This window comes from Phragmitibacter flavus (assembly GCF_005780165.1).
GTDB lineage: Bacteria > Verrucomicrobiota > Verrucomicrobiia > Verrucomicrobiales > Verrucomicrobiaceae > Phragmitibacter > Phragmitibacter flavus.
The window spans coordinates 35,094-59,497 of record NZ_VAUV01000001.1 but is presented as its reverse complement, the minus strand read 5'-3'; the positions used below and the strand labels follow the sequence as shown (position 1 = coordinate 59,497).

27 protein-coding genes are annotated in these 24,404 nt (G+C 55.0%); 18 read left to right on the top strand and 9 right to left on the bottom strand.

The window, feature by feature from the left end:
* Positions 1–605: 605 nt before the first annotated feature.
* Together FEM03_RS00265 and relB are read right to left on the bottom strand one after the other, a co-directional pair.
* The gene (locus tag FEM03_RS00265; protein WP_138084485.1) at positions 606–872 is read right to left on the bottom strand and encodes a type II toxin-antitoxin system RelE family toxin; all 267 of its coding nucleotides are present in this window, start codon (positions 870–872) and stop codon (positions 606–608) included.
* A complete protein-coding gene (gene relB, locus FEM03_RS25790; protein ID WP_425501913.1) occupies positions 763–1,089 on the bottom strand; it encodes a type II toxin-antitoxin system RelB family antitoxin in 327 nt (108 codons plus the stop codon). The genes FEM03_RS00265 and relB overlap by 110 nt, the downstream gene beginning before the upstream one ends.
* Positions 1,090–1,562: 473 nt before the next feature.
* Here relB and FEM03_RS00255 point away from each other — a divergent pair, with 473 nt between their 5' ends.
* The 8 genes from FEM03_RS00255 to FEM03_RS00220 all read left to right on the top strand — a co-directional run bounded on the left by FEM03_RS00255 (position 1,563) and on the right by FEM03_RS00220 (position 7,367).
* A complete protein-coding gene (locus tag FEM03_RS00255) occupies positions 1,563–1,889 on the top strand; it encodes a hypothetical protein (RefSeq protein WP_138084484.1) in 327 nt (108 codons plus the stop codon).
* Between the two features lie 224 nt (positions 1,890–2,113).
* The gene (locus FEM03_RS00250) at positions 2,114–2,515 is read left to right on the top strand and encodes a hypothetical protein (RefSeq protein WP_166442508.1); all 402 of its coding nucleotides are present in this window, start codon (positions 2,114–2,116) and stop codon (positions 2,513–2,515) included.
* 67 nt (positions 2,516–2,582) lie between these two features.
* Positions 2,583–2,969 (top strand): hypothetical protein, encoded by a 387-nt coding sequence (locus tag FEM03_RS00245; protein ID WP_166442507.1) that lies wholly within the window; start codon positions 2,583–2,585, stop codon positions 2,967–2,969.
* 713 nt (positions 2,970–3,682) lie between these two features.
* Complete coding sequence (locus tag FEM03_RS00240; RefSeq protein ID WP_138084166.1) at positions 3,683–4,075, top strand: hypothetical protein; 393 nt, start codon at positions 3,683–3,685, stop codon at positions 4,073–4,075.
* Between the two features lie 103 nt (positions 4,076–4,178).
* Positions 4,179–4,505: a hypothetical protein gene (locus FEM03_RS00235; RefSeq protein WP_138084165.1), complete on the top strand. Its 327-nt coding sequence runs from the start codon at positions 4,179–4,181 to the stop codon at positions 4,503–4,505.
* A gap of 491 nt (positions 4,506–4,996) precedes the next feature.
* Positions 4,997–5,710 (top strand): MBL fold metallo-hydrolase, encoded by a 714-nt coding sequence (locus FEM03_RS25865; RefSeq protein ID WP_138084164.1) that lies wholly within the window; start codon positions 4,997–4,999, stop codon positions 5,708–5,710.
* Positions 5,711–5,773: 63 nt separating this feature from the next.
* Positions 5,774–6,340: a hypothetical protein gene (locus tag FEM03_RS00225; RefSeq protein ID WP_138084163.1), complete on the top strand. Its 567-nt coding sequence runs from the start codon at positions 5,774–5,776 to the stop codon at positions 6,338–6,340.
* 481 nt (positions 6,341–6,821) lie between these two features.
* Positions 6,822–7,367 carry a GNAT family N-acetyltransferase gene (locus FEM03_RS00220; protein WP_138084162.1) on the top strand — a complete coding sequence of 182 codons (546 nt, stop codon included), beginning with the start codon at positions 6,822–6,824 and terminating at the stop codon, positions 7,365–7,367.
* Positions 7,368–7,828: 461 nt separating this feature from the next.
* Here the strand turns inward: FEM03_RS00220 and FEM03_RS00215 are convergent, their stop codons facing one another.
* On the bottom strand, positions 7,829–9,484 hold the full coding sequence (locus FEM03_RS00215) for a serine hydrolase (protein ID WP_138084161.1): 1,656 nt from the start codon (positions 9,482–9,484) through the stop codon (positions 7,829–7,831).
* 57 nt (positions 9,485–9,541) lie between these two features.
* Positions 9,542–10,000, bottom strand: coding sequence for a GAF domain-containing protein (locus tag FEM03_RS00210; RefSeq protein ID WP_138084160.1), 459 nt, complete (start codon positions 9,998–10,000; stop codon positions 9,542–9,544).
* A 90-nt stretch (positions 10,001–10,090) separates the two neighbouring features.
* Here FEM03_RS00210 and FEM03_RS00205 point away from each other — a divergent pair, with 90 nt between their 5' ends.
* From FEM03_RS00205 to FEM03_RS00170, 8 genes are all read left to right on the top strand, one after another.
* Positions 10,091–10,573, top strand: coding sequence for a 3D domain-containing protein (locus FEM03_RS00205; protein ID WP_138084159.1), 483 nt, complete (start codon positions 10,091–10,093; stop codon positions 10,571–10,573).
* 63 nt (positions 10,574–10,636) lie between these two features.
* On the top strand, positions 10,637–11,677 hold the full coding sequence (locus FEM03_RS00200) for an alginate O-acetyltransferase AlgX-related protein (RefSeq protein WP_138084158.1): 1,041 nt from the start codon (positions 10,637–10,639) through the stop codon (positions 11,675–11,677).
* A 16-nt stretch (positions 11,678–11,693) separates the two neighbouring features.
* Positions 11,694–12,596 (top strand): LysR substrate-binding domain-containing protein, encoded by a 903-nt coding sequence (locus FEM03_RS00195; protein WP_138084157.1) that lies wholly within the window; start codon positions 11,694–11,696, stop codon positions 12,594–12,596.
* A gap of 56 nt (positions 12,597–12,652) precedes the next feature.
* Positions 12,653–14,041, top strand: coding sequence for an ethanolamine ammonia-lyase subunit EutB (locus FEM03_RS00190; protein WP_138084483.1), 1,389 nt, complete (start codon positions 12,653–12,655; stop codon positions 14,039–14,041).
* Complete coding sequence (gene eutC / locus FEM03_RS00185) at positions 14,032–14,817, top strand: ethanolamine ammonia-lyase subunit EutC (protein ID WP_138084156.1); 786 nt, start codon at positions 14,032–14,034, stop codon at positions 14,815–14,817. The genes FEM03_RS00190 and eutC overlap by 10 nt, the downstream gene beginning before the upstream one ends.
* Positions 14,818–14,862: 45 nt before the next feature.
* Positions 14,863–15,801 carry a DUF1186 domain-containing protein gene (locus FEM03_RS24900; protein WP_276609637.1) on the top strand — a complete coding sequence of 313 codons (939 nt, stop codon included), beginning with the start codon at positions 14,863–14,865 and terminating at the stop codon, positions 15,799–15,801.
* Between the two features lie 132 nt (positions 15,802–15,933).
* Entirely contained in the window at positions 15,934–16,827 is an 894-nt protein-coding gene (locus FEM03_RS00175) for a choline kinase family protein (RefSeq protein WP_166442506.1), read from the top strand.
* Positions 16,824–18,050, top strand: a complete 1,227-nt coding sequence (locus tag FEM03_RS00170; RefSeq protein WP_138084154.1) for an NAD(P)/FAD-dependent oxidoreductase — start codon at positions 16,824–16,826, stop codon at positions 18,048–18,050. Before FEM03_RS00175 ends, FEM03_RS00170 begins: the two co-directional genes overlap by 4 nt.
* 99 nt (positions 18,051–18,149) lie before the next feature.
* Here the strand turns inward: FEM03_RS00170 and FEM03_RS24210 are convergent, their stop codons facing one another.
* Together FEM03_RS24210 and FEM03_RS00165 are read right to left on the bottom strand one after the other, a co-directional pair.
* On the bottom strand, positions 18,150–18,305 hold the full coding sequence (locus tag FEM03_RS24210; protein WP_166442505.1) for a hypothetical protein: 156 nt from the start codon (positions 18,303–18,305) through the stop codon (positions 18,150–18,152).
* 57 nt (positions 18,306–18,362) lie between these two features.
* Complete coding sequence (locus tag FEM03_RS00165; protein ID WP_138084153.1) at positions 18,363–19,772, bottom strand: ammonium transporter; 1,410 nt, start codon at positions 19,770–19,772, stop codon at positions 18,363–18,365.
* A 120-nt stretch (positions 19,773–19,892) separates the two neighbouring features.
* Here FEM03_RS00165 and FEM03_RS00160 point away from each other — a divergent pair, with 120 nt between their 5' ends.
* Both FEM03_RS00160 and FEM03_RS00155 read left to right on the top strand, forming a co-directional pair.
* Entirely contained in the window at positions 19,893–20,198 is a 306-nt protein-coding gene (locus tag FEM03_RS00160; RefSeq protein ID WP_138084152.1) for a hypothetical protein, read from the top strand.
* A 288-nt stretch (positions 20,199–20,486) separates the two neighbouring features.
* A complete protein-coding gene (locus FEM03_RS00155) occupies positions 20,487–20,987 on the top strand; it encodes a YciE/YciF ferroxidase family protein (protein ID WP_138084151.1) in 501 nt (166 codons plus the stop codon).
* A 6-nt stretch (positions 20,988–20,993) separates the two neighbouring features.
* On the opposite strand, the gene ligD (FEM03_RS00150) is transcribed toward FEM03_RS00155, so the two are convergent.
* The 3 genes from ligD (FEM03_RS00150) to ku are packed head-to-tail and all read right to left on the bottom strand — an operon-like array spanning position 20,994 to position 24,397.
* The gene (ligD, locus tag FEM03_RS00150) at positions 20,994–21,929 is read right to left on the bottom strand and encodes a non-homologous end-joining DNA ligase (protein WP_138084150.1); all 936 of its coding nucleotides are present in this window, start codon (positions 21,927–21,929) and stop codon (positions 20,994–20,996) included.
* Positions 21,930–21,935: 6 nt separating this feature from the next.
* Positions 21,936–23,495: a non-homologous end-joining DNA ligase gene (gene ligD / locus FEM03_RS00145; RefSeq protein WP_138084149.1), complete on the bottom strand. Its 1,560-nt coding sequence runs from the start codon at positions 23,493–23,495 to the stop codon at positions 21,936–21,938.
* An 11-nt stretch (positions 23,496–23,506) separates the two neighbouring features.
* Complete coding sequence (gene ku / locus FEM03_RS00140) at positions 23,507–24,397, bottom strand: non-homologous end joining protein Ku (RefSeq protein ID WP_138084148.1); 891 nt, start codon at positions 24,395–24,397, stop codon at positions 23,507–23,509.
* Positions 24,398–24,404: the final 7 nt, after the last annotated feature.

Below are 24,404 nucleotides of genomic sequence, written 5' to 3'. Positions count from 1 at the left end.
CCCGGAATGTCTGGGAACATCTACGTTCGTAAAGGTATCACAAAATGCGAGCTTTAAAATTACTGGCTATCTTCGTATTGCCTGTATTCTTGTTTGATGGGTGTCTTAACAGAGATCCGTCATTGTATCTGGATGCCAATTCCAAACTGATCGCCCCATGGGTAAACGCACCTCTCTCGCTAAATTTCAGAAATCGTGGTTTACCCGACACCCCTCATTTTCAAATTCCTGACGTAACCGAATTTTTGATGTCCGGGTCTATATTTACTGGGAAGACTGCTGATGACTATTTTGTCGTAAGAAGCTCAGATGGTTTCAAGCAGATATTTCCAACAGCCGCTGAAAGAGACAGGGCATTAAAGAATCTTTTTTCGCTCAACCTATCAGACATGCATCCAATGCCGTGGTATTCAGGAGTTAAAGGAAATCTTCTGTATCCATACAATTGTATTTACTACGCTTTTGTAACGGCATTAATTGTGATGTTCACTTTGAGATCACAACCTAGAGGAAACTCCCCAAATTAACGGATATAGGCAGCCGACGGTGATCCGCTGCCAAAATGAGTCTATCCCTTTGAGCAACCTTTGAATATTGCGGCATCGCTACTCGTAAACATCGCGACGATGTCCGACGGCGACCACCAGCATCAAAAGCTCCCCGTCCTTGATCTGGCAAAGGATTAGGTAATCTCCGACTCTGTAGCGACACAGTCCGACCATGTCCGCCTTGAGGCCTTTGCCAAAACGGCGGGGATCGTCGTCACTGGAAATCCGCTTGTCGAGGTAGGTGATGATGTCGCGTTGGGCCTGTTTGCCGAGCTTTCGGAGTTCCTTTAATGCCCGTTCGTCGAACCCATAGACCCAGCCCAGGTTCCACTTCCTCTGCGGAGTAGGTTTTGGCCGGGCGCTTCAGACGTTGAGAAACCAGATAAATGTCCTCCAGGTCGACAAGGTGTTCGAGAATCGCCTCGCGAGCATGGAAAGTCTTGGTGCGTCCGGTCTTCCTGGCCAAACGCTCTAAGATTGATGAGGCGGGAGAATGGAAGAACACCTCCACCACACCCGACGAAGGCGGGATGGATTGCATTTCTTCCGAAGTTGCCCATAGAACCCTTCAATCATCATTACTCAGCACCTTCCAAGCGGAGACCCGCGAGACTTGGCCGGCTAAAGCCTCACAGAACGGGACTCGATACCAGGTCTAATGACAGCAGTCCCAGATTTTCCAATTGTCACGATACGCTGACGAATCTTTGGCCGACATCTTAAAATCCCCACCCGACGCAGACTTGACCTCGGGCAACTCACCTCCCACCCTCCCGTTTTCCTGAAGAGCTTGTTCGACAAGATCCACCTCAAGTCACGGCTCAAAACTTGTCTTGAAGGAAATCCCCAATAGTCCGGGATATTCCTGCATTTTCGCAGCCTAACGCCCTATTTCGGGCAAAAACCTGCATTGTCACTATTGAGAATCCGGAATTAGTCTGCAAAAACGCAGACTATAGAGCTGTAGATTTTCCTGCAAAAATGCAGACTATCTGTATGTTGGCTAAGAATAACATGACTCCGCACGAATTCGCAGCCTGTGTCGCCCGCCAGAAGGAGGACATGCTTTCGACATACTTCGATCCTGAATCCGGCGCGGCGGTTGCAACACAGATTGCAGCAATGGGGCTTTCCGACGGACAAGCGAAGGCATTAAGAACTATTTTAGATGGATCACTGACAGACGCATTCTACACATTACTTCTCGGTCTTGATGGCGCGGCGTCTATCGGCGGCCTTCAGAGCGACTACGAGTTGCGCGCCGATGACGGAACCTTGCTGACAGGCGGAGAGCTTGAAGGTGCAGCTTGGGAGCATTTTCACGGAGACAAGCCAGAATGAAGACAAAGCCAACAAGACGCTCCATCCAACGGCGGGCAGCGCTCCAGTTTGAATTCGGGCTTCCTTCCCCGCCGTGGATGAGCTAGACGTTCGCCATTAAAATGAATCTGTTGCACCGACGCCTCATCCTCATATGTTTGCTGTGCTTGGCGTTGCTGCAGGTGACTGGACGTGCCCAATCCGCGACGGATGTGCCCGACGCTAGGTTTCAGGGAACGTGGAGCGTGAAGCGCCACTACTTCAGATTGCTTCGAGAGGGTGAGGTCGATTACACATCACTCGGAGAAGAAAGCCCGCAAGGAAAGTTCGCGTCCCCACAAGAGATAGCGTTTCGCCGCCACGAAAGTGGGGCAATACAACAGGTCTGGACGAAGCAAGGGGGCGAGGTCATCAAGAGCAAGGGAATCACAATTACTGAGGTCACAGAGAACACCCTGACATACAGGATTTGGTCAGATCACCCAACTTGGAAGACCATCATCACGATTAAGGAGGATGGCAGTGCCGTTCTCCAGGTCAGATCACTCAAGCACCAAGAGACATTCATTCTAGCCAAGGGCGAGAAGACACCCCCCCAAGAAAAGCAAACCGAAGGCGAACAAGCCGCTCCATCCAACGGCGGGTAACGCTCCTGTTTGAATTCGGGCTTCCATCCCCGCCGTGGATGAGCTAGACGTTCTGCCAAGAAATACGATGAGCATAAGCAGCAATCTTAAGGAGAATCGGCTCATCGCAACTGCTGAGGAGGTCGTTGTCCATCGATTGAAGGATGCCACCGAGCAAAGGTTCCGATGGAGCGACGTATCGCGGGTCGTCGCATACAAGATCGATCTGTTCTCATTCGATCAGGTTCGAATCAGTTTCTACACCGAGTCAGGCAAACCATTTGACGTCAGCGAAGATGATGATGGATTTCGGAGCGTCATGACAGCGGCAGAGACAGTCCTCGCAAGGTTCCCGAACCTAGATGCTTGGAAGCCGTCCGTGGTGGCGGAGCCATTTGCGAGATCCAAGACAGTTCTTTGGCCGCCACCGTCCAAACAAGAAGCAGAACAAGTCGGCGCATCCAACGGCGGGTAACATCCATCTTTGAATTCGGGCTTTCCTCCCCGCCGTGGATGGCCTATACGTTCGGTCACAAATTTGTGAGCACATTCAATCAGCAGTTTAGCGAGGCTATCGACTCCAGTCGGCCGTTTTGGCAGCGCCAAAGCCGCTTCCGGAGCTGCGTTTCCATCTACTGCAAGGGATGTGGACTCTCATACCAAGAGACGCTAACACGTTACGAGAGTTTCTACTGGATCGGCGAATCCCAACTTCAAGCCAAGATTGGACGCTGTCACCTCCATCATCTAGGCGATCAGAACCGTGATCATCATCTCGATTGGGCTCTCGGCACTTTGCTCAGCGAACGTAGCCAGTTTGTCACGAAATTGGCTCGTGTCAGGGAGAAGCAATTGCGCCTTAGGCTCCGTGGGATGCGCATACCGGATGATCTGGAGGAGAGCCTTCGGGAAGTCGATTGGATACCCTTCCCAGTGAATCAGTTCAGACCAAAGCCGCAGGTCTTGCCGCAAGAAAAGAGGACCGAACTAGGGGGCACTGGACAACCCGCTACCCGCCCCAAGTCGAAGTCGGAGGGTAGCGACAAACCTCAACTTGAGGCGGAGGGGCGCTCCCGGTAGCGGGTGCCAGGCCTCGACGTTCTGCACAGAATTATGTGGCCATTCTCGAGCAAGAAACAGATTCCGCCGGAGCCTCTCGCGGAGCACCCGGATTCCACTGACCGCTCCTTGATTGAAGCACTGGTGGACGGTATCACTGTTCACCGCAGCAAATACTCTAACACAAGACTCCTCGTCTCATGGCAAGGACAAGGTGGGCGACTCGATTCGTATCGCATTGAGGATGCGCACATCGACGGTGGGTTTCTTACCTTCGACAACGCCGATCTCGATTTCGACCAGCTCCAACAGATGGTGGAAATCAATCTGGAGTCTCTGCTTGATGGTCAACTGAGGTCACTCAATGTTGCCCCGATCGAACCTGAGGCGCTCGCAAGGTTACTGGAACATGCTTTTGTCGATTGCCTCAAGTTAAAGCCTTTTGAAGACTCCGGTAGATACAGCCTTGGCGTCGAGCTTGACCCAAGACAACGCGAACAAGACGTCACTCCCAACGCCTGACTCGCTGCCAGTTCCAGCCCTCATGATCAATACAACCTCAATCCGCAGTCGAAGCGTCGCCTCCGATCAGGCGTAGGAGGATTCGACATTCGGCAGAAAACATATGAAACAGCTACTCATCTTTTCGATCTCACTCGTGTTGCTCACAGGATGTGGAGAGCAGAATGCGAAACTTCTATTCTCAGGACGGGTTGAGTATTTCTACTACCTCAATCAGAATGATTTGGTCTCCGGATTTACCCGTTTTGAGAAGGGGCTTCCTGGCACATCAACGATGGCCAAAGAGGACGTCTATGTGGAAGTGCGAAATGACTGGGTGATAGTCAAGCTACTGAATCGCAAGAATGCGTCATATATTGTCCCACGCGATCGGGTCCGGTCTATCATCGTTGGCACAAAAGAGGGAAATGAGTTGAATATACCAAAATGAACCATGAGCCGAACAAGGCGGTCGACGCTACGGCTGCCCGTGGCGCGAGTCACTTCGCCTAAAAATGTATGAGCGAAGCCATCATCACGCATGCACTCCTGAGGTGCACGAGAAAAGACGATCTTGCACAGAGGTGCTTCGAACTAGTGAGAGCTGATCTTGGCCTCTGGGTTTTCGAGCTTCCCGAGAGTTTTAGAGAGATTGTCGACGCTCTAGCAGCAGAGCGCTCCCTGCTGAGGTCTCTTTCAGCGGGTGGATCTGATTACACCCTACACTTGGCAGCGAGCGTTGACGAAGTGCATGGACTGCGAATCCCGTGTGATCTAGCGGCGCTATCCGCTGATTGTGGATTCTTGATCGAAGTGATTGCCAGCCCGACATTAGAACCCATCGGAGAACAAGACGTGCCAACCAACGACGGGTAACGCTCTTGTTTCAATTCGCGCTTCCCTCCCCGCCGTGGATGGCCTATACGTTGTGCAAGAAATGAAATGCAAGAAGACCTTTTACAAGTTCGCTCACTCGGTGTGAACTTTTACGTCTTGCGTGACTCGAAAGGACTCTACCTCATCGACGGGGGATTCATCGGAGGTCGCCACCTTTTGCGGCACTCATTGATTAAGCGAAGATGGGATAGCGAGCGCATCGTCGGGATCATCGTTACGCATGGCCACCTTGATCACATTCTGAATATCGGAAGGATTGCAGAAGAGACCGGAGCGTGGATTGCAGCCCCACGACAAGACGCATCGCACTACGAAGGTTGCCCGTCGTATCATGGTGCAGCGAAGATTACTGGATGCCTTGAAGGGATTGGGAGACCACTCCTTGGATTTCGGAAGTTCACTCCGACACGCTTTCTCGACGACGGGGATTTTTTGGACATTTGGCATGGCTTGACAGTGATTCACCTGCCTGGACACACAGCAGGGCATTCAGGATTCTATTGCGAGCGCCGCAGGTTGCTCTTCTGTTCGGACTTGTTCGCGAGCTACGGATGTTTCTCACACTTGCCACCCACAATTTTCAATAGCTCCGGGGCAGACATCCCCAACAGCGTGGCTACGGCCCTTGAGCTTGATTTGGTCGGCATCCTGCCCAATCATTGTGATCGCTCATCGCCTGAGGTTCATCTTCGGCGGCTTGTGGCAATCAACCGCAGAATCCAAGAAGCACAACAAGCCGGCTCATCCAACGGCGGGTAACGTCCTTCTTCGAATTCGGGCTTCCATCCCCGCCGTCAGTGGCCTATACGATAGGCAAACAAAATGAACTGCCTCTACGCATCGCTTCTCGCTTTCGTATTAGCTGCGGCATCCTTCGCAGAAAATGTGCCGGATGAATACCGCGACTTCCCCATGATCTATACTGAGACGATTGAGGACAAGACCACCAAGATCCAAATCAAGATCAAGATGCGCAAGTTCGACTGGACAAAGAATAAGGTTGAATACGAATCTGATGGAGTCTGGAAGCCTGCTACGCCCAATAGTCCACATCCTTTACGTGTAAATGGAAGGGAGGCGCTCGGAACTGATATGGGGATTCCTGGTCATGAGCTTGAATCATTCTCGATTGTCTGGGACGGGAAGCAAATCGAATTACCTGAGGATTTGTGGCGAGATTGCTTCCATTTGTTCTTGTGGTCCGAAGATCAGCTCAATGACCCGAAGCATGAAGGTCGATGGGGAACCACCAATGCAAGGCTTTCAGACTCAGGCAGGACACTTTTGATTGTCAGCTATGGGGGCGGAGGGGCAGGAAGTTACAAGGTAACATGGATTATTCCTCGTGATGGCAAACCAGACCGGATCCTCGAAGGCTTAAACTCATGAAGAGGCCCATCAAGCCGCATCGAGCAACTACTACCGGCCGTTCAGTTTCAATGATTTCAACTAATTAGAACCCCAACCCGTGATTGACGCGCGCTCCCATTGGTAGTGGTGCACGTGCTCATCCTTCACCCAGCACTACAGCGCATGAAGTGGATCGGTCTCGCCCTTATAGTCTTCGGAGCATTGCTGGCGTTGGATCAACGTAATTGGTTTGCGGCAGTCGCTTTTGGGGTCTTCATCCTTGGATATTGGTATTTCAAGGGCAGCGCATTCCGCTCAATATTGGCCTCTTCAAGGACGACATCGAAGAGATCAGCATTCATTTTTACACACCAAAGCCGCTTGCAGAATACGCAGACAACAATCGTGCAAACAAAACGGGCGTAGGCAACGCCTCGGATGGCACTTGTCTTGTCATCGGTGCTTCCCTCTCGCCTTCGATTGGTTGCAAGCGTTCAATCATGAAACAATGTCCAATGACATGAATAATCTCTCGCAGCCTGACAGGTTCGCCATTCGTGACTACCACCCTGCCGATTGGTTTGCGGTTTGTTCAGTGCATGACAGAGCAAGGCCGGACGAACTCTCCGGGTCATGCGATCCACGCGCTTTCATTCCGTTGGCAGATGATCAAGAAGATGCCCCCAGTTTTCAGCGCTCAAAGAAGTTTGTCGCAACTTGGGGCGACGAGATTGTCGGCTTTGTGGGGATCGACGGTGCTTACCTTTCATGGTTGTATGTCGATCCCTCTTACTACCGGAGAGGCATCGGGCGGGCGCTACTGCGATTTGCAGTAAATCTCATTGGACCCTATGCATGGACAGTCGTTCTGGCAGATAACTTTCGCGCTCGAAGCCTGTATGAGAGCGAGGGCTTTGTGATTGTTCGCACCTCCCAAGGATCGAACGCCGGTTACCCATGCACGAGTCTGAGGCTGGCACTTTCGCCGTCCTTGAGTGAGTATGGCACTGACCCAAAACCAAGCGACGAAATCGAGGGCACGAAGCAGGCCGCACCCTCAAGTTAATCTTGATCGCCCATGAAGGTCGTGGGAGATAGGGACTAGGTTGACCACACTTTCCAGTGAAGCGCAGTGCAGGCTGGCGGAGTTCTGCGAAGTGGATTATTCTCCTTCATGAAAACCGCCAAAGTTTCGGATTCAAGGAACAATTTCGGTCTCATCGCTTCTTGGATTCCGACGGAGAGTCGGTAGAAATCAGGAAGAGAGGGCAACACTTTGCTACGTTGATTCCTTCCGCGAGAGCGGCGGCGGAGCCCATGCCGAAGATTGACTTTGCGGAACGGCTTAAAAATATCTGGGGAGACCGGGTGTTTTCGGACCGAGAGGTGGCAGAGATGCGGATGGCGTAACTCGGAAGAGAAGAGGTCTGCTGATCGATCCTGACTCACCCTACAGGTGACCGGTCATGCTGGGTTCAACGGCGCATTAAGAGCAAGGCTCGGGACGAGCCTTCTACTTTTTTTTGGTCAGGGCTTTTTGACGGCGCGTTGGACGAGGCCGTTTTGGTGGAGGTAGAGGGCGGTGATTTTTCCTTCGGCATCGCGTTCGAACTGGAGGGAGGCTTTGATGATGTCGTAGTCGAACCAGTCGTCCTTGGTTTCGAAAACGGGGAGGAAGGTTTGGCCGGTGAGTTTGGCGAGTAGGGTGTTGTGGAGCACCTGAATTTGAAATTCGCCGCCGATAAGCAGGGTGTAGGTGCCGGTGTAGGGGGCGAGTTCTTTGTCGGTGCGGAATTTGATGGTGGGAATGGGGTCTTCGGATTTTTTGAAGGGCATTTCGCGACCGTTTTGGAACAGGGTGAGGGTGGTGATTTTCTGAGTCGCAGGATCGCGGGTAAACTGCAGCTCGGCGGGGACGGCTTTGTAGAAGAAGCGATCGGTGGTTTCGTGGGGATGGATTTTGAGAAAAGTCTGACCGCTGAGGCGGGCTTTGAGGTGGTCGTTGTGTCGAATGATGGTGAAGGCGGCCGGGCCGTCCTGATAGATGCCGGTGAAGGCATCGAGTTCTTGTTCGGTGAGGACTTTTGTGGAGTCGGTTTTGCGCGCAATTTGGGGACGGGTGGCGTTGACGACTTCCATGGCGTCAATGGCGGTGTTGTTGATGAGGACGATCTGTAGTTGGTTGCTGTCGGGATGGAGACGGAAAAGACTGCGGTAACCGCCGGTGCCGCCGCTGTGTTCGTAGATGGGTTGTCCGTCGATTTTGCCGAGGAAGATGCCGAGGCCGATTTCGCCGCTGGGGGTGTGGGGTTGGAGGAGGAGTTTGATGGCTTGGGGGAAGGGGGTTTTGTCGGGATGGAGCAAGGCGCGTCCGAAGCGAGTGAGGTCGGCGGTCGTGGAGCGCAGCGCCCCGGCTCCGGCGAGGGCATTGAGATTCCAGGACTGGGCTTTTTTGTCGTTGTCGTAGGGAGGGGCAAGGCGCTTTCTTTGGGATTTATCGGGGAGAGTGACGGTGTCCTTCATGCCGAGGGGGCCGGTGATTTTTTCGGCGATGAGGTCGGCCCAGGTCTTTTCGTAGAGGCAGGCGAGGACTTCGCCGAGGAGGCCAACGCCGAAGTTGGAGTAGTCGATCGGGAAGGGGCCGTCGGAGGGGAGTTTGGCGGCTTTGAGGGCGTCGCAGAGTTGGGTGCGATCAAAGTGGGCGTAGGGATTGTTGGGATCGGCGCCGACGTCAAGATTGGCAGGAAGGCGGGGAAGGCCGCTGGTGTGGGTGGCGAGTTGTTTGAGGGTGATTTCTCCCACGCGTGGATCAGCGAACTCCTGTTTGATGCCAAAGACGCGTTTGAGAGAGGTATCAAGGGTGGTCTTTCCTTCGGCAACGGCTTGGGCGAGAAGCAGTCCGGTGAAGACTTTGGTGATGGAGCCGATTTCGAAGAGGATTTTTTCGGGCGGGACGTTTTTGGGTGGAGAGGTGCCAGCGAGGGAAGTAACGGTGGGTTGGTCGCCTTCGGTTTCGGCGGTGACGATGATGCCTTGGTTTTTTGGGAGGGATTTGAGGGAGATTTGGGCGGCTTCGGCGAGTGGGCGGGGTGCAGGAGAAGCGGCGGTGGCCATGATTGGCGAGGTGGAGACGAGGAAGCCTACGGTGAGCGACGTGAAATTGGGTAGACGGCCCGGACTCATGTTGGTGGTGAGGTTAACATTTTTCCACCGACTTGTGAATCGGAACTTTATCTGGCTTTAGTCGAGCGCGAGGTAGGGAGCCATCTCGGTGGCGATGGACATGAGGCGGTCTTTTTCGGCGGCGGTGAAATCGTGGGGGGTCATTTTGCCGATGCCGAGGGTGCCGCACAGATCGGGGCCTTCCTGAACGGGAACGGCGAGGGAGCCCTGGACGTTGGTTTTGCGGGCGGCGTCTTTGGCGACTCCGCCGAGATCTTTTTGCAGGTTGCAGAGTTCGACGGGCTGGCGGGTTTCGGCGGCGACCCCGGCGATGCCTTTGCCGACGGGGATGACGAGGACCATGGGCATGATCTGCTCAGGGATGCCGCGTTGGGCGACGAGGTGGAGCATCTGGGTGTCGGCATGAAGACGGTGCAGGGTGCCGGTGGTGCAGTCGAAGTCTTCGATGGTGGCGTCGAGGACGGCCTGCCAGTCGACGGGTTCATGACTGAGCAGATCGGGCAAGGTGGGGAACATGAAGGAATTTTACCTGATTTAGGGTTTGTGGGTCAAGCTTTCCCGAGGGTGTTGCTTGAGTTGTTGAGGGTGGTTGGGTTAGGATGGGGAATGTCGATGGGGCGCTTGGTTTTGGGTTTTTGTTTGATAGGGTGGCTGACGGGATGTGGTCGGTCGTTGCCGCCGTTTGAGCCGCCGATGCAACGGGCTCCGTTTCAACAGGTTCGGGCAACGGCTTACACGCACAGTGAACGGGATCACTGGAAGTATGGTCGGCGTTCGGCCTTGGGGACGCCGTTGCGGGCGGGGGAGATGAACAGTGCGGCGGCGGACTGGTCGCGTTGGCCGGCGGGGACGGTGTTTCGGGTGATGGAGACGGGGCAATTGTATCAGGTGGATGATTATGGCTGGGCGTTGTCGGGCACCAACACGATTGATCTCTACAAGCCGGACCGGTCACAAATGAATGCCTGGGGGGTGAGGCGGGTGAATTTGCAGATTCTGCATTGGGGGGATCCGCGGGAAAGCTGGCGGGTGTTGTATCCGCGACGGGAGCACAAGCATGTGGCGCGGATGCTGAAACAGATGAGGTAGGCTCGATGGCAATCCTCTTAATTCCTGTCTTGAGAGTTTGAGGAAGGGCCTTTAGGTTGATTCATGCATGCTGCTTTGAAACGCTCGGTTTTGTCTTTGCTCGCGCTGGCAGCGGGCAGTTCCAGTTCGATGGTGATGGGTCAGGATTTTTCGGTGGTGGTTAAGGACGTGTTGGCGAATTCGCAGGCGACGACGCTGGCGGTGCCGGGGGCGGATCCGAACTGGCTGTTCCTGCGTCGTGAGCTGGAGCATTTGGATATTGGCGATTTGTCGACGGTGAATCTGGCGGTGGTGAACAAGGAGAAGACCGATCCGCTGCCGGTGATTGCGAAGTATGCGGCGGATTTGAAGGCGCTGGGCGTGGATTTGTTGCTGGTGCCGGTGCCTCCGAAAGCGGCGGTGTATCCGCAGAAGTTGAATGCCGGAGTGGATGTGGCAACGGTGCCCAGCTTGGTGCCATTTTATGGGAAGTTGCAGGCGGCGGGGGTGGAGGTGTTGGATCTGGAAACGCTTTTCAAAGCGCAGTTGGCGGAGAATCCGGACAAGCAGTTGTATTGTGCGACGGACTCCCATTGGTCGCCTTATGCGGCGCAGTTGGTGGCGGATGTGGTGGCGAAAAAGTATCAGGCGCTGACAATGCCGAATCCGAGTTTCGGCGTGCTGCCCGAGGAGAAGCTAGAGTTTTTGGGAGATTTGGTGGCAAGTGGCGCAGCGGCGGGGGTGGCCAAAGAGGGATTGCCCATGCAGCGGGCGGGCAAGGTGGATCCGGCGAAACCGGGGCAGGTGGGGACGGTGGATAGCGATCCGCGCGGACCGATTGTGGGGATCGGTGACAGTCATTTGCAGGTGTTTCGTCGGGGCGGCAATATGCTGGCGACGCAGGCGGGGTTCATTGATCATCTCCAGGAAAAGCTGAAGCTGAGTGTAGAGGAATTTTCGATGCAGGCGGGTGGAGCCGATGGTCCGCGTCGCAATCTGGCAAGGGCAACGGCGGCGAATCCAGAGTTTTGGGCCAACAAGAAGGTGGTGATTTGGGTGTTTACGGCGCGGGAGTTTACGCAGGGGCGATGGAAGGAACTGCCGGTGCAGGTGAAGAAGAAGTAAGCATTTTTGAGTGATTATGGATCTCCGTCACCTGCGATATTTCCAAGCGGTGGCGGAGCAATTGAGTTTCTCCAAGGCGGCGCAGAAGCTGCGGGTGGCACAGCCGGCACTGAGTCGGGCGGTGATGGAACTTGAGGCGGAGCTGGAGGCGCAACTGCTGCTGAGGACGCGGCGGAGTGTGAAGTTGACGGCGGCAGGGGCGGTGATGTTGCGTGAGGCGGGGCTCCTGCTGGGGTTGTGTGAAGAGGCGGTGCGCAAGGTGCAGCGCACGGCGCGGGGTCAGGAGGGGGAGTTGCGGTTGGGGTTTATCGGGCCGCCAACGAAGTCGTTTTTGGCGAGGTTGTTGAAGGAGTTTGGTCGGCTGCATCCGAAGGTGACGGTGCAGTTGGAGGAGCGGACTCCGGAGCGGGTGTGGGAGATGGTGTCGAAGGATCGGCTGGATATTGGGATCACGCGGCCGGTGGCGGGCGGGGAGAGGATTGGGTTGTCGACGTTGCCGCTGCGCAAGGAGGCGATGTGTGCGGTATTGTTGAAGGATCATCCGCTGGCAAAAGTGAAGAAGCTGGAATGGAAGCAGTTGAGGGGAGAGAGCTTGGTGGTTTTGGCGCGGCGCGAGGGGGTGGGGTTGCATGATCAGATGCTGATCGGGTGTCATGAGGCGGGGTTTTCGCCGAAGATTGCGCATACGCCGAGTGTGATCGGCACCGTGTTGACGTATGTGGAAGCGGGGGCCGGGGTGGGCGTGGTGCCGGAAACGGTGGAGACGCTGAGCGGTCGTGCGGATCTGGTTTTCAAACCGTTGCATCCGTTGCTGGAGGCGGATTTGGTGATGGTGTGGAGTCCGCAGCAGAGCAATCCGGCGGCGGGAGCGTTTCGGGCGGTGACGGTCGACTGGCTGGCGAAGAATGAGGTGGGTTGAGCGGCCTGACGACGCAATCGAGGTTGCATGGAATGAAACATGCTTCCAAACGAGGTATGGCGTATCACTTGCAGCTCGGACGCGATTTCTATTCGTTTCCTGATTTGAAAGCGCTGATGGCGAAAGCAACGCCGTTGCGGTCGGGGGATGAGCTGGCGGGAGTGGCGGCGGCTTCAGCGGCGGAGCGGGTGGCGGCGCAGATGAGATTGGCGGAGGTGCCGTTGACGACTTTTTTGGAAGAGTGGCTGGTGGGGTATGATGAGGATGAGGTGACAAGGTTGATTGCGGATCGGCATGACGGGAAGGCGTTCGCGCCGGTGGCGGGGCTGACGGTGGGGGAGTTTCGCGAGTGGTTGTTGGGGTATGGGACGACGGCGGAGGTGTTGACGGCGGTGTCGCCAGGTTTGACGCCGGAGATGGTGGCGGCGGTGAGCAAGATCATGAGCAATCAGGACTTGATGCTGGTGGCCAAGAAGTGCTCGGTGGTGACGAAGTTTCGCAACACGATCGGATTGCCGGGGAGGTTGAGTGTGCGCTTGCAACCGAATCATCCGACCGATGATGTGAAGGGAATTGCGGCGTCGATGCTGGACGGTTTACTCTACGGGTGTGGGGATGCGGTGATCGGGATCAATCCGGCCACGGACAATCCGGGCGCGGCGGGGGCGTTGATGAGGTTGATGGACAGGTTGATCACGGAGTATGAGATTCCGACGCAGAGCTGTGTGCTGACGCATGTGACGAACACGATGCTATGCATGGAGCGTGGGGAACCGGTGGATTTGATTTTTCAGTCGATTGCAGGGACGGAGATGGCGAACAAGAGTTTTGGGATCTCGCTGGATTTGATCAGGGAGGCGCACGGGATGGGATTGGAGATGAAGCGCGGGACGGTGGGGGATAATGTGATGTATTTTGAGACGGGTCAGGGTTCGTGTCTTTCGGCGAATGCGCATCATGGGATGGATCAACAAACGTGTGAGGTGCGGGCGTATGCAGTGGCGCGGGAGTTTGCGCCGTTGTTGGTGAACACGGTGGTGGGTTTCATCGGGCCGGAGTATTTGTATGATGGCAAGCAGATCATCCGCGCGGGATTGGAGGATCATTTTTGTGGCAAGTTACTCGGTTTGCCGATGGGATGTGACATTTGCTATACCAATCATGCGGAGGCGGATCAGGATGACATGGATAACTTGATCGCGCTGCTGGGCGTGGCGGGAGTGACTTTTATCATGGGGATTCCAGGGGCGGATGATATCATGCTGAATTATCAATCGACGTCGTTTCATGACAGTCATTTTGCGCGTCAGGCTTTGGGATTGAGACCGGCGCCGGAGTTTGAGGAATGGCTGGAGCGGATGCGGATCATGGATCGGGGCAACCGGCTGGAGAACATCAATGAGCGGCATGCGTTGCTGGCGGCAGGGGAAGGGGTGTGGCGGTGAAGGATGCGTGGACGCATTTGAAAGAGTTCACGGCGGCGCGCATTGCGCTGGGTCGCGTGGGAGGAAGTGTGCCGACGGGGCCGTTGTTGGATTTTCGGTTGTCGCATGCGCGGGCGCGGGATGCCGTGTTGACGCCGTTTGAGCCAGAGGTGTTGGGGACGGAACTGGAAGCGTTGGGGGAAGAGGTGGTGCTACTGCAAAGCGGGGCGGAGGATCGGGCGATCTATCTGCGCAGGCCGGATTATGGCCGGAGGTTGGATGAGGATTCCGCGAGGTTGTTGAAGGAGCGGGAGAATGAGGAGGCGGATCTGGTGCTGGTGTTGTCAGATGGATTGTCGACCAGTGCGGTGATGAAACAGGCGGTGCCGTTGTTGGAAATTTTGCTGCCGATGTTGAGACGCGATGGGTGGAAGCTGGCGCCGATTTGTGTGGTGAAACATGGACGGGTGGCGGTGCAGGATGAGATCGGGGAGATACTAAATGCGAAGGTGAGTTTGATGTTATTGGGCGAGAGACCGGGGCTGGGGTCGCCGGACAGTTTGGGGGCTTATTTTACTTATGAGCCGAAAGTGGGGAGATCGGATGCAGATCGCAACTGCGTTTCCAACATCCGGCCGGAAGGATTGCCGTTGGCGGCGGCAGCGGTGAAGTTGTGTTATCTGCTGAATGCTTCGCGGGAGCTGAAGTTGAGCGGGGTGGAGTTGAAGGATGAGTCGCCGTTGTTGGAGAGAGGGGAAGAGACATCCTCTTTGGGCACGGTGGGGGATGGTGGCTGAGGTTGTGCTTGAATTCTGTGTTCGGCGGCAAATGGTGACTAGCACATGACCGATGAGGAAATTTTACACGCTTTCAGAACTGCCAAGGAACACGAACCACCGTTGGAGGCGATCATTGCGGCGCGGGAACAACGCGAGACCATAACGCCCCACCTGCTTGGTTTGCTAAGGCGTTGGGATACAGACGCTGCCGTGATGATGGAGGAAGGTGACTGGATCTGCCCAGGGATTGCGATACTGCTTTTGGGGGAGTTTCGTGAGGCGCAGGCGCATGAGTTGATCGTTTCGATTTGTCGCAAGGATGAGGTGGTTTTGGATTTTTTGTTTGCGGATGATGTCTTCGACAACGCGAGGCCAATGGCGGCAACTTTTTCTGGAGATTTGGAGCCGCTCAAGCTGTTGGTGAAGGATCGTGAGGCGGATCAATTTGCCCGTGCAGTGGCGCTGAGTGCCATGACAGCACTGCTTCAGCAGGGACATTTGTCGAAAGAGTCGGTGGAGCAATTTTTTGCCGATTTGTTTCATGGGGGACTGGAACGGGAGGAGAATCATGTTTGGAATGAGCTGACGAATCTGTGTGGCGATCTCTGCATGACTCGTCTGTTGCCGGAGGTTCGCAAGGCGTTCGCAGAGGGTCTGTGCGATGAGACTTATGCCGGGCTGTCCAACATTGAGATTGCGATGGAGGGCCGCGATCCCTGGATGGGATATCGTCGGGAGCAACGCTTTGCAGAGATTGATGTTCTCGAAGAATTGAAAGGCTGGCCCTACTTCCAGCCTAAGCGTGAGATTGGGAAGGATTCTGCCGGGAATGATTTTGGTTTGTTTGACGAGGAAACGGTCTTGCCCCCTTCCTATGCTCCGTCTGCTTTCGAGTCCGTTACGCAGCCGATTCGCAACGAAGCACCCAAGATTGGCCGGAATGATCCGTGCCCATGTGGCAGCGGGAAAAAATACAAAAAATGCTGCGGAATGCCCTTTTAATGCCGGGGCAAGGCAGAAATTCCATGCTCGAAATTGGGTCGATGACGGAACCTTGACGAGGTAAAGTTTTGTTTGGCATGGCCTTTGCAGCGAAATGGTCATGTCATGGTTTGCGAAATGATACGCGAAAGGATGAACCTTGGGGTGGCGGCGGATCTGCAAGCGTTGCCATTGGCGGGCGGGATTACGAATCGAAATCATCTGATTTTGGTGGATGGGGAGCGGCGTTGGGTGGCGCGGCAGGCGGGGGTGAGGACGGAGGAGTTGGGAATTGATCGTGCGGTGGAACATGCGTCGGCGGTGCGGGCGGCGGAGTTGGGGTTTGGTGCGCCGGTGGTGGCTTGGTGGCCGGAGGTGAAAGTGATGGTGAGCGAGTTTGGTGAAGGGATTGCCTTATGTCCGAAGACGGCGGTGGAGGGGGGAACTTTGAAGTGCATTGTGGAGGCGCTGCGGAATTTTCATCAGTCGCCGGGGCTGGGGGGAAGGTTCATCACGGGTGAGGTGGTGGCGGATTATGTGGCGAAAAGTGTTCGAGCCGGTGTGGAGTTGCCGCAGGAAGTGGAGCTGGCGCTGAAGGTTTTACAAAGGATCGAATCGGCGCTGTTTGGGCGGGTGGAGAGGATGGGGCTGGCACCTTGTCATAATGATTTGTTGCCGGGGAATTTTCTACGGGGTTTGGAAGGTGATTGGGTGTGGTTGCTGGATTGGGAATATGCGGGGATGGGCGACCGATTTTTCGATCTGGGGAATCTGGCGGTGAATCTGGAGTTTGACGATGCTGCCTGTGAGAAGCTGGTGGAGCTTTATTGCGGAGAAGGGGCAACGGAAGCCGACCTCGCGCATCTGCACTTGATGAGGTTGTGTTCCGATTTGCGGGAGTCGATGTGGGGTTTTTTGCAGGCGGGGATTTCGGATCTGGAGGAGGATTTTATGGGTTATGGGAACAAACATTTGCGGCGGTTTCTTCACCATGCGGAAGATGCGCGATTTAACAGTTGGTTGGAAAAGGTAGAGATAACTTTATGAATGATTCACATTTTGACGTCATCATCATCGGCAGCGGAATTTGTGGAACGAGCACGGCGTTTCATTTGAAGCAGCGTGGGGCGGGTCGGGTGCTGGTGCTGGAGCAAGGGGCGATTTGCAGCGGCACGACTTCGCACGCGCCGGGATTGGTGGGGCAGTTGCGGGCTGATCCGGCGTTGATGCGGTTGTTGCGTGAGAGTGTGGCATTTTATGCGGAGCATGGCGATGGGGGTTATCAGGCGGTGGGGAGTTTGCGACTGGCGGCGAGTGAAGCGAGGTGGCGGGAGATTTTGAAGCAGAAGGCGCAAGCGGATGAGGCGGGATTGGCGTGTGAGTTGTTGAGCACGGAACAGGCGCTGGAGAAGTTTCCGTATTTCGATGCGGAGTCGGTGCAGGGGGCACTGTGGGTTCCAGAGGATGGCTCGGCGGATGCGGTGGCGTTGACGTTGGCGATTCGGACACGCGCGCTGGAAGCGGGAGTGGAGTTTCGGGCGCAGAGTCGGGTGACGGCGTTTGGTGAAGGTTCGGTGAGGGTGGGTGATGACGACGAATGGCTGTTTGCGCCGGTGATCGTGATGGCAACGGGGGTGTGGTCGTGGCCGTTGGCGGAGCTGGCAGGGGTTTATTTGCCGGTGGTGCCGATGCAGCATCAGGTGGTGTGGTCGGAAGACTTGCCGTGGCTGGATGAGGATCGGCCATTGCCGAACTTGCGCGACCCGGATGGGTTGGTGTATTTCAGGCAGAAAGGGAGGCAGTTGGTGTTGGGCGGGTATGAACGTGATCCGCGGGCGTTTGATCCGCGATCCATTCGCGCAGGAGTGGCGAAACCGACGGAGCAGGTGTTCGATGCCGAGCATTTTGAGTCATTGTTGACCAACGGAAAGGTGCGGGTGCCGGCGTTGCGCGATAAGGCGATGAAGTGGTCGAGGACGTTGAACGGAATTGAGTCGTTTACGCCGGATGGGCATTTTTTGTTGGGTCCGTTTCCGCAGAAGAAGGGCTTGTGGGCGGCGTGTGGATTCTGTGCGCACGGGGTTTCAGGGTCGGGAGGCGTCGGCAGGTTCATGGCGGACTGGATCAGTGATGGCAGGCCATCGATGCCGGTGCCGGGCATGGAGGTCGCGAGGTATCAGGAGGCGCATGAGCGCATGACGTTCGATGAAGCGGTGGAGAGCGTGACGGCGATTTATTCCACTTACTACGACATCGACAAGAGTGTGTAAGTGATGGGGCGGGCACAAAAAAACCCGTTCCGCCACTTGGACGGAACGGGAACAACCCTGACTGATGATGATTGATGAATGAAGGGGAGCGGACCTTGTTCAGTGCTTGATCTTGAACGGGGCGATCATGAACCAGATGAACAAGAGGGTGGACAAGATGAGCAGCACGGGGGTGACCCAGGGGATGTGCGCAAACGAATAAATGGGGCCTTCTGAGGCGCTGAACTCGGCGAAGTCTTTGAAGGGAAATGACATAAGTTTTGAGAATTTAAAGTTAGCTAAGTGACAGGGTGAGATTTTGCGATGAGCTAGTTAGGCGGATTCCGTGGCGAGCTTGGTAGCAGGGGCGGTGGCAACGATTTCTGGATCGGGTGCTGGCTTCATGGTGATGCCACTGACACCTGCTTCCGGGTAGGCTCCGTATCCGCAATCGGCGAGATCCAGGCCCTCGATTTCTTCTTCCTTCGATACCCGCAGCAGGCCGAATTTTTGCAGCACGTAGGCGGAACCGAGGCCGGGGAGGAAACCGAGGATGACACAGCAGACCAGGGCGCAGGTGAGCTGCCCGACGAAGCTGATTGGAGGGATGCCCTCACCCTGCACATAACCAGCGGCAAAGATGCCGGGTAACACCGCTCCGATGAAACCGCAGAAACCGTGAACGGCGACGGCCCCGACGACGTCATCGACCCCTTTCTTCTCAATGAACATGGCGATTTTAGGCATCAGGAACGCGCCTGCAAAAGCGAGCACAATGATGAGCGCGGGCTGATAGAGATCGATGCCGGCGCCGATCGTGATGATGCCTGCCAGTCCGCCGGAAATGGTGAAGAAGGGATCACCTTTTGAGGAGATGTAGGCTCCGATGATTCCGGCGGCGAGGGCAAGGAGGGTGTTGAGGCCCATGGAGGAGAGGGTCATGGGGGTGCCGTAGATGGTGATGATCCCAGCCTGGCCGGGAAGCATGATCGCACAGGCGGCGAGGAAACCGAAGAAACCAACGAAGATGCACATCAGACCAACGAGAGTGAGGGGCAGGTTGTGTGGGAGGATGGCGACGGGTTTGCCGTTGACGTATTTTCCGATGCGCGGTCCGAGCACCATGAGCACGCCAAGGGTGAAGAATCCGGCGATGCCGTGAACGACGGCCGAGCAACCGAAGTCATGGTAGCCGAGTTTGGTGAAGAACCAGCCGTAGGGGTTCCAGCCCCAGGCACCACCGATGACCCAGCAGACGGAGCCGAGGATGACCGAGAGGATGAGGTAGCCGCCCATTTTGGCGCGTTCGATAAGGGCTCCTGACATGATGGAACCGGTGGTCATGGCAAACAGCGCGAAGGCAAACACGAAAACGCCGGTAAGGTGGTCACCGGGATTGGGACCAACGGCGGGTGACCATGGATAGGAGGCTTCGACGAGTCCCATGGCGGCTTTGCCTGAGTCAGAAAGGCTTTCGGCATCCGTCCACGGTCCGAGAAGCGGACCGAATGGGAACAGGGGAAAGGCATTGTAGACCCACCAGCCAAAGAGGAAGAACGAGATGCCCACACTGCAGAGGGTGAGCAGGTTTTTGGTCATGGTGGCGAGCACGTTTTTCGTTCGTGCAACGCCTCCTTCGTAGGCGAGGAAGCCAACGTGAATCATGAGCATGATTACACTGGCCCAGTAATAAAAGGATTCAGACACGAAAGTGCCCAAAAATTTAACAGCATCTTCTTCCATGGATAGTTGGTCTCCTGAGGTTGTGGTTGATTGCAGGAAGCGCGTTTTTGTTTGAGTCGATGAATCAAGGGCACCTCCAGCAGGTTGCGTGCCATACAACTCAAGTTGCATGGACCATCAATGGAAGCGGCTTGCAAAACGAAAAACCACTGCCCGAAGTGGGCAGTGGTTGATGGACTGGAAAATCTGGTGGCAATCGGCTTAATCGTGGCCTTGGCAGCGATACATCTGGTGATGGCGGCCTTCCCAGATATGAGCGTGGTGATGGCGATGGCTGTCGCAGGAGCGGGTTTGCACATGGTGATGATGGCCGTGATCGCGGTCATGTCCGTGACCGTGACGATGTTCGCGACGGTCTTTATTGCCGCGGCCATGATCATGATCGCGGTCGTGATCATGCCGATCCCTGGCTTCAGCACTGCTTGAGAAAGTGACGGCGGCAATGATGGCAAACAAAGGGATGAACCATTTGCGCACGGATGATTTGAGGTTGGGGTTGGTTTTCATGTTAGATTTTCTGTTGAGCCGGTTAAATTTCGTTCCGGCTGGTTGCTCATCACAGCGGCGGTTCATGAGCTTCGATGAGAGGGGCCGGGGCTTTATTCAAAGTTTCTAAAAGCATTCCAAGCTTCTCTCAGGCGCGGCCCCGACGGTGCACTCGGGGGGTAAACGATCAGAGTCCATGGCTGGATGGAATGGCGATCCATCAAGACTATGAAAATTGAAACCATGAACGATGCCTTCGTGCACGAACTGAAAGATCTGCTCAGTGCGGAGAGACAATTGATCAAAGCACTGCCCAAAATGGCCAAAGCCAGCCACAACGAAAAACTCGTGGCGGGTTTTAAGGAACATCTTGCCGAGACCCAGGAACATGCCGCTCGTCTGGAGAAAATTCTTACGTCCCTGGACGAAACCTTTTCCCGGGTGGAAAAATGCAAAGCCATGGAAGGGTTGATCGCGGAAGGCTCAGAGTTGATGGAGGCGGAAGCCCCACCAGAGATCATGGATGCCATGCTGATCGGGGCTGCGCAACGCGTCGAGCACTATGAGATCGCTGCCTATGGAACAGCCCGCACCTTTGCCAGGCAACTGGGAGAGACAGATGCTGAGAAGCTACTTCAGATGACACTCGATGAAGAGGGGGCAACCGACAAAAAGCTGACGGAGCTTGCAGAGACCGTGGTAAATCTTGAAGCCGCTGAGGTTGCCTAAGCTAACTTAATTCGAAGCCGTTCGCGCCAAGGAATGGAGATTGGGAAGGGTTTGCTTTAAGGTGAGCACTTCTTCAAAAAGATCTCCATCCTTGGCGCTTCGTTTTAATGTTTGATCGGGACTGAAAGATAGAAGCTTGGAGGTGCCAGACTTGATAGCTTTTTCAAGTTCGTTCCAGGTGATGGGAGCAGAGACCGAAGGATGACCTTTGGCGCGCAGGGAATAAACGCAGACCGTGGTTTTTTTATCGTCGTTCTGGCTCCAGTCGATGAACACTTTACCGTTGCGAAGACTTTTCTTCATGAGGGAAACGATCTTGTCAGGAAAGCGTTTTGACAAGGTATCTGCCAGAGCGTGCGCGAAAGCTTTGGTCTTCTCATAACTCGTTGGGGTGTTCAGTGGGACCACCAGTTGCAAGCCCTTTGATCCGGAAGTTTTCACCAAGCTTTTGAGGTCCAGCGCGAGGAAGAAGTCGCGAATCAAAACGGCCACTTCACCACATTGAATGATGTCGGCAGGAGGACCGGGGTCCAAATCAAACACCAACGCCGTTGGCCGTTTGGGTGCGGTGGTCCGATGCGTAAAAGGATGCAGCTCGAGGTTGCCGATGTTGGCGGCCCACACTAGAGAAGGAAGATCGTTAATCACACAGTAATTGATGACTTCGCCGTCGGATTTTTTGACCTTGGTGGTTTTGATCCATTTGGGAGCGTGCGAGGGGCACTGCTTTTCATAGAAAAATTCGCCTTCCACTCCATCGGGATATCGCTTCAAAGTGATGGCTCGCGACTTTAAATGAGGAAGAAGCACCGGCGCGATCTTCACATAATAGTCGATCATCTGCCCCTTGGTGAACTTGGTCTTGGGATAATAGATTTTGTCGAGATTGGAGACTTCGAGGGTCCTGTTCTCGACTTCAATGGTGGACTTGCGTGCGGCCATGACTGATTAAGATCGGGAATGGGGTTCGCGGATGACTTCTTTAGCGGGCTTGTCCGCCCGCAATCCGAGATAGACAGGATGGCGCAGTTTGCCGTCGCGGGTCCATTCAGCGAACTTGACCTGACAGACGAGCTTGGGTTGCACCCAGTGGCATTTCTTCATGACCGAAGCGGTGATGCCTTGTCCATAACGACCTTGAGTTTCTTCGGGGAGATTGACGAAGGGACAAGACTGACGCGATAACTTGGAGAGGCGGCGAAACAGGTCAAGAAGGCTGGCGGAATTGAAGCCGGTGCCGACTTTGCCGGCGCAAACCAGTTTGCCCTTTTCATGGACCCCCACAAGAATGGCTCCGAAGTGCTGACGGGTGCCCGAGGGTTCGGTGTAACCTCCAATAACAAACTCCTGTTCGGACACCAGTTTCAATTTGATCCATGCGCCACTGCGCTGTCCGGACTCATAAATGGATTTGGCGCGCTTACCGATGATGCCTTCGAATCCCAATTCGCTGGCTTTTTTGAGCAGCAGTTCCGCATCGGAGCCCAGCGATGTGGAGAAGCTCAACAAGGACGAGCGCGCGGGCAGGAGCGATTGGAGCTTCTTTTTCCGTTTCTCCAAAGGCTGTTGAATAAACGATTTCCCATGGAGCGAGATAAGATCAAAAGCGTAGAAACGCAGTTGCGGTTGTTCGCGGCCCAATTCGGAGGCCTGCAAGCTTTGGAAAGATGACCGGCCCTGTTCGTCTAGGGCGACCAGTTCCCCGTCGATGATGACTTGATCGACTTTTAGTGCCCTGATGGCATCGGCGATTTCGATAAAGCGATCGGTCAGGTCATGTTGGGTGCGCGACAGCAGACGAACCTCATCGCCGTGTTTGTAAGCGCCAATTCGAAAGCCGTCGAACTTCACCTCATAGATCCAGTCACCCGTTGGAGGTGTCTTCACGGAAACCGCCTTCATGGGTTCCACAAACTCGAATGTCACCGGAACAGCTGGTGGCGACTTCGTTTTGGTTTTGCTGGAGGGTTTGGCGAGTTCCTGCAACGTTTTTCCACTAAGAGCAGATTGTGAAATTTGATCCTTGGTGAGCTTGGGATGATCTTCACCACCGCGAATGATCAGCCATTGGTTTTCTTCGCGCAGGCGGACCAGATACCACTCTCCATTCAACTTGGTTCCTGTGAGAATGACATGAAGTTTTCCGCCGGACAGCTCCTTTAACGGCGAACGACTCAGAGGTTTGAAAGTGCCGTATTCCCATACCTGAACGGTGCCGCCGCCATATTCTCCTTTGGGAATGATGCCCTCGAAATTGATGTAGGACAGCGGATGATCCTCCACCTTGATGGCCAGTCTTTTTTCGCCCTTCTTCATGGGCATGCCTTTGGGAACTGCCCAAGATACCAAGGTGCCACCAAGTTGAAGTCGGAAGTCAAAGTGCAGGCTGGAGGCTGCATGTTTTTGAATGACAAAGTGGCGGGCTTTTGACGAACCACCTTTTCCGCTACCGTCAGGCTCTGCGGTGCGATTGAAATCGCGCTTGCGCCGGTATTCGGTGAGCGACATGGCGGTTTAGTTTAAGCCGCCTTGGTGCGGCTGCGTTTTTTTGCAGGCGCACGTTTTTTGGTTCTCTTCGCGGTGGTTTTTTTCGCCGCCTTTTTCGCGGGAGTCTTCTTCTTCGTCTTGGCTGATGCGGAGCTGGAGCCACGCAAACTTTCTTCCAATACGGCCACCAGGTCGATGACATTGGAGGGCTGCTTGCGTGCCTTGGCTTTGGGCGCGGGTTTTGATCCGCGAGCGATTTTCTCCTCGATCATCTCTTCCAGAGCATCGCGGTATTCATTCTGATAACCTTCAGGATTCCATTCGTCACTCATGGATTTGATGAGCGCCTTGGCCATGTCCAACTCGCGTTTGCTGGGCTGCGTTTCCTTCGGCTGCCGGAACTCGTCGAGGTCACGCAACTCGGAGGCATAATGCATCAATTCCAACATCAGACCCTCTTCCTGCGGTTTCACGGCGGCCAGATGTTGTCGGGTTTTGATCACCACTTTGGCGATGCCGATTTTGCCGCTGTCGCGCAGCGCATCGCGAAGCAACACGTAAGCCTTGTCGGCACCTTTGAGGGGCTCCATGTAATAGGGTTTGTGGAAAAACACCGGATTGACGTCCCCGAGTTGCACAAATGACAGGATGTCCACGGTTTGAGTGGCTTCGATGTCCACCCGTTTGAAGTCGTCGTCTTTGAGAACCACGAAGCTGCCTTTCTCGTGCTCGTAACCTTTCACGATATTCGCCCAAGGGACCTCTTTGCCATCGGCGGCAGCTACACGCTTGTAGTTGACAGGACTCATGTCCTTGTCCCGCAAAAGGCGGAACTTGATGTCCTCGGTTTTGGTCGCGGGGAACAAAGCGATGGGAATGTTCACTAGCCCGAAACTGATGGAACCTTTCCAGATGGCGCGCATGGGTAAC

What these genes read in the sequence shown, in the direction of transcription:
- FEM03_RS25865 (WP_138084164.1), top strand. Translation starts at nt 4,997, where the DNA reads ATGCAAGAAGACCTTTTACAAGTTCGCTCACTCGGTGTGAACTTTTAC.
- FEM03_RS00155 (WP_138084151.1), top strand. Translation starts at nt 20,487, where the DNA reads ATGAAAATTGAAACCATGAACGATGCCTTCGTGCACGAACTGAAAGAT.
- FEM03_RS00190 (WP_138084483.1), top strand. Translation starts at nt 12,653, where the DNA reads ATGGCGTATCACTTGCAGCTCGGACGCGATTTCTATTCGTTTCCTGAT.
- FEM03_RS00245 (WP_166442507.1), top strand. Translation starts at nt 2,583, where the DNA reads ATGAGCATAAGCAGCAATCTTAAGGAGAATCGGCTCATCGCAACTGCT.
- FEM03_RS00200 (WP_138084158.1), top strand. Translation starts at nt 10,637, where the DNA reads ATGCATGCTGCTTTGAAACGCTCGGTTTTGTCTTTGCTCGCGCTGGCA.
- FEM03_RS00210 (WP_138084160.1), bottom strand. Translation starts at nt 10,000, where the DNA reads ATGTTCCCCACCTTGCCCGATCTGCTCAGTCATGAACCCGTCGACTGG.
- ligD (WP_138084150.1), bottom strand. Translation starts at nt 21,929, where the DNA reads ATGGCCGCACGCAAGTCCACCATTGAAGTCGAGAACAGGACCCTCGAA.
- FEM03_RS24210 (WP_166442505.1), bottom strand. Translation starts at nt 18,305, where the DNA reads ATGTCATTTCCCTTCAAAGACTTCGCCGAGTTCAGCGCCTCAGAAGGC.
- ligD (WP_138084149.1), bottom strand. Translation starts at nt 23,495, where the DNA reads ATGTCGCTCACCGAATACCGGCGCAAGCGCGATTTCAATCGCACCGCA.
- FEM03_RS00170 (WP_138084154.1), top strand. Translation starts at nt 16,824, where the DNA reads ATGAATGATTCACATTTTGACGTCATCATCATCGGCAGCGGAATTTGT.
- FEM03_RS00165 (WP_138084153.1), bottom strand. Translation starts at nt 19,772, where the DNA reads ATGGAAGAAGATGCTGTTAAATTTTTGGGCACTTTCGTGTCTGAATCC.
- FEM03_RS00225 (WP_138084163.1), top strand. Translation starts at nt 5,774, where the DNA reads ATGAACTGCCTCTACGCATCGCTTCTCGCTTTCGTATTAGCTGCGGCA.
- FEM03_RS00195 (WP_138084157.1), top strand. Translation starts at nt 11,694, where the DNA reads ATGGATCTCCGTCACCTGCGATATTTCCAAGCGGTGGCGGAGCAATTG.
- ku (WP_138084148.1), bottom strand. Translation starts at nt 24,397, where the DNA reads ATGCGCGCCATCTGGAAAGGTTCCATCAGTTTCGGGCTAGTGAACATT.
- FEM03_RS00175 (WP_166442506.1), top strand. Translation starts at nt 15,934, where the DNA reads ATGAACCTTGGGGTGGCGGCGGATCTGCAAGCGTTGCCATTGGCGGGC.
- FEM03_RS00255 (WP_138084484.1), top strand. Translation starts at nt 1,563, where the DNA reads ATGACTCCGCACGAATTCGCAGCCTGTGTCGCCCGCCAGAAGGAGGAC.
- FEM03_RS24900 (WP_276609637.1), top strand. Translation starts at nt 14,863, where the DNA reads ATGACCGATGAGGAAATTTTACACGCTTTCAGAACTGCCAAGGAACAC.
- FEM03_RS00205 (WP_138084159.1), top strand. Translation starts at nt 10,091, where the DNA reads ATGTCGATGGGGCGCTTGGTTTTGGGTTTTTGTTTGATAGGGTGGCTG.
- FEM03_RS00160 (WP_138084152.1), top strand. Translation starts at nt 19,893, where the DNA reads ATGGAAGCGGCTTGCAAAACGAAAAACCACTGCCCGAAGTGGGCAGTG.
- relB (WP_425501913.1), bottom strand. Translation starts at nt 1,089, where the DNA reads ATGCAATCCATCCCGCCTTCGTCGGGTGTGGTGGAGGTGTTCTTCCAT.
- FEM03_RS00215 (WP_138084161.1), bottom strand. Translation starts at nt 9,484, where the DNA reads ATGAGTCCGGGCCGTCTACCCAATTTCACGTCGCTCACCGTAGGCTTC.
- FEM03_RS00235 (WP_138084165.1), top strand. Translation starts at nt 4,179, where the DNA reads ATGAAACAGCTACTCATCTTTTCGATCTCACTCGTGTTGCTCACAGGA.
- FEM03_RS00220 (WP_138084162.1), top strand. Translation starts at nt 6,822, where the DNA reads ATGAATAATCTCTCGCAGCCTGACAGGTTCGCCATTCGTGACTACCAC.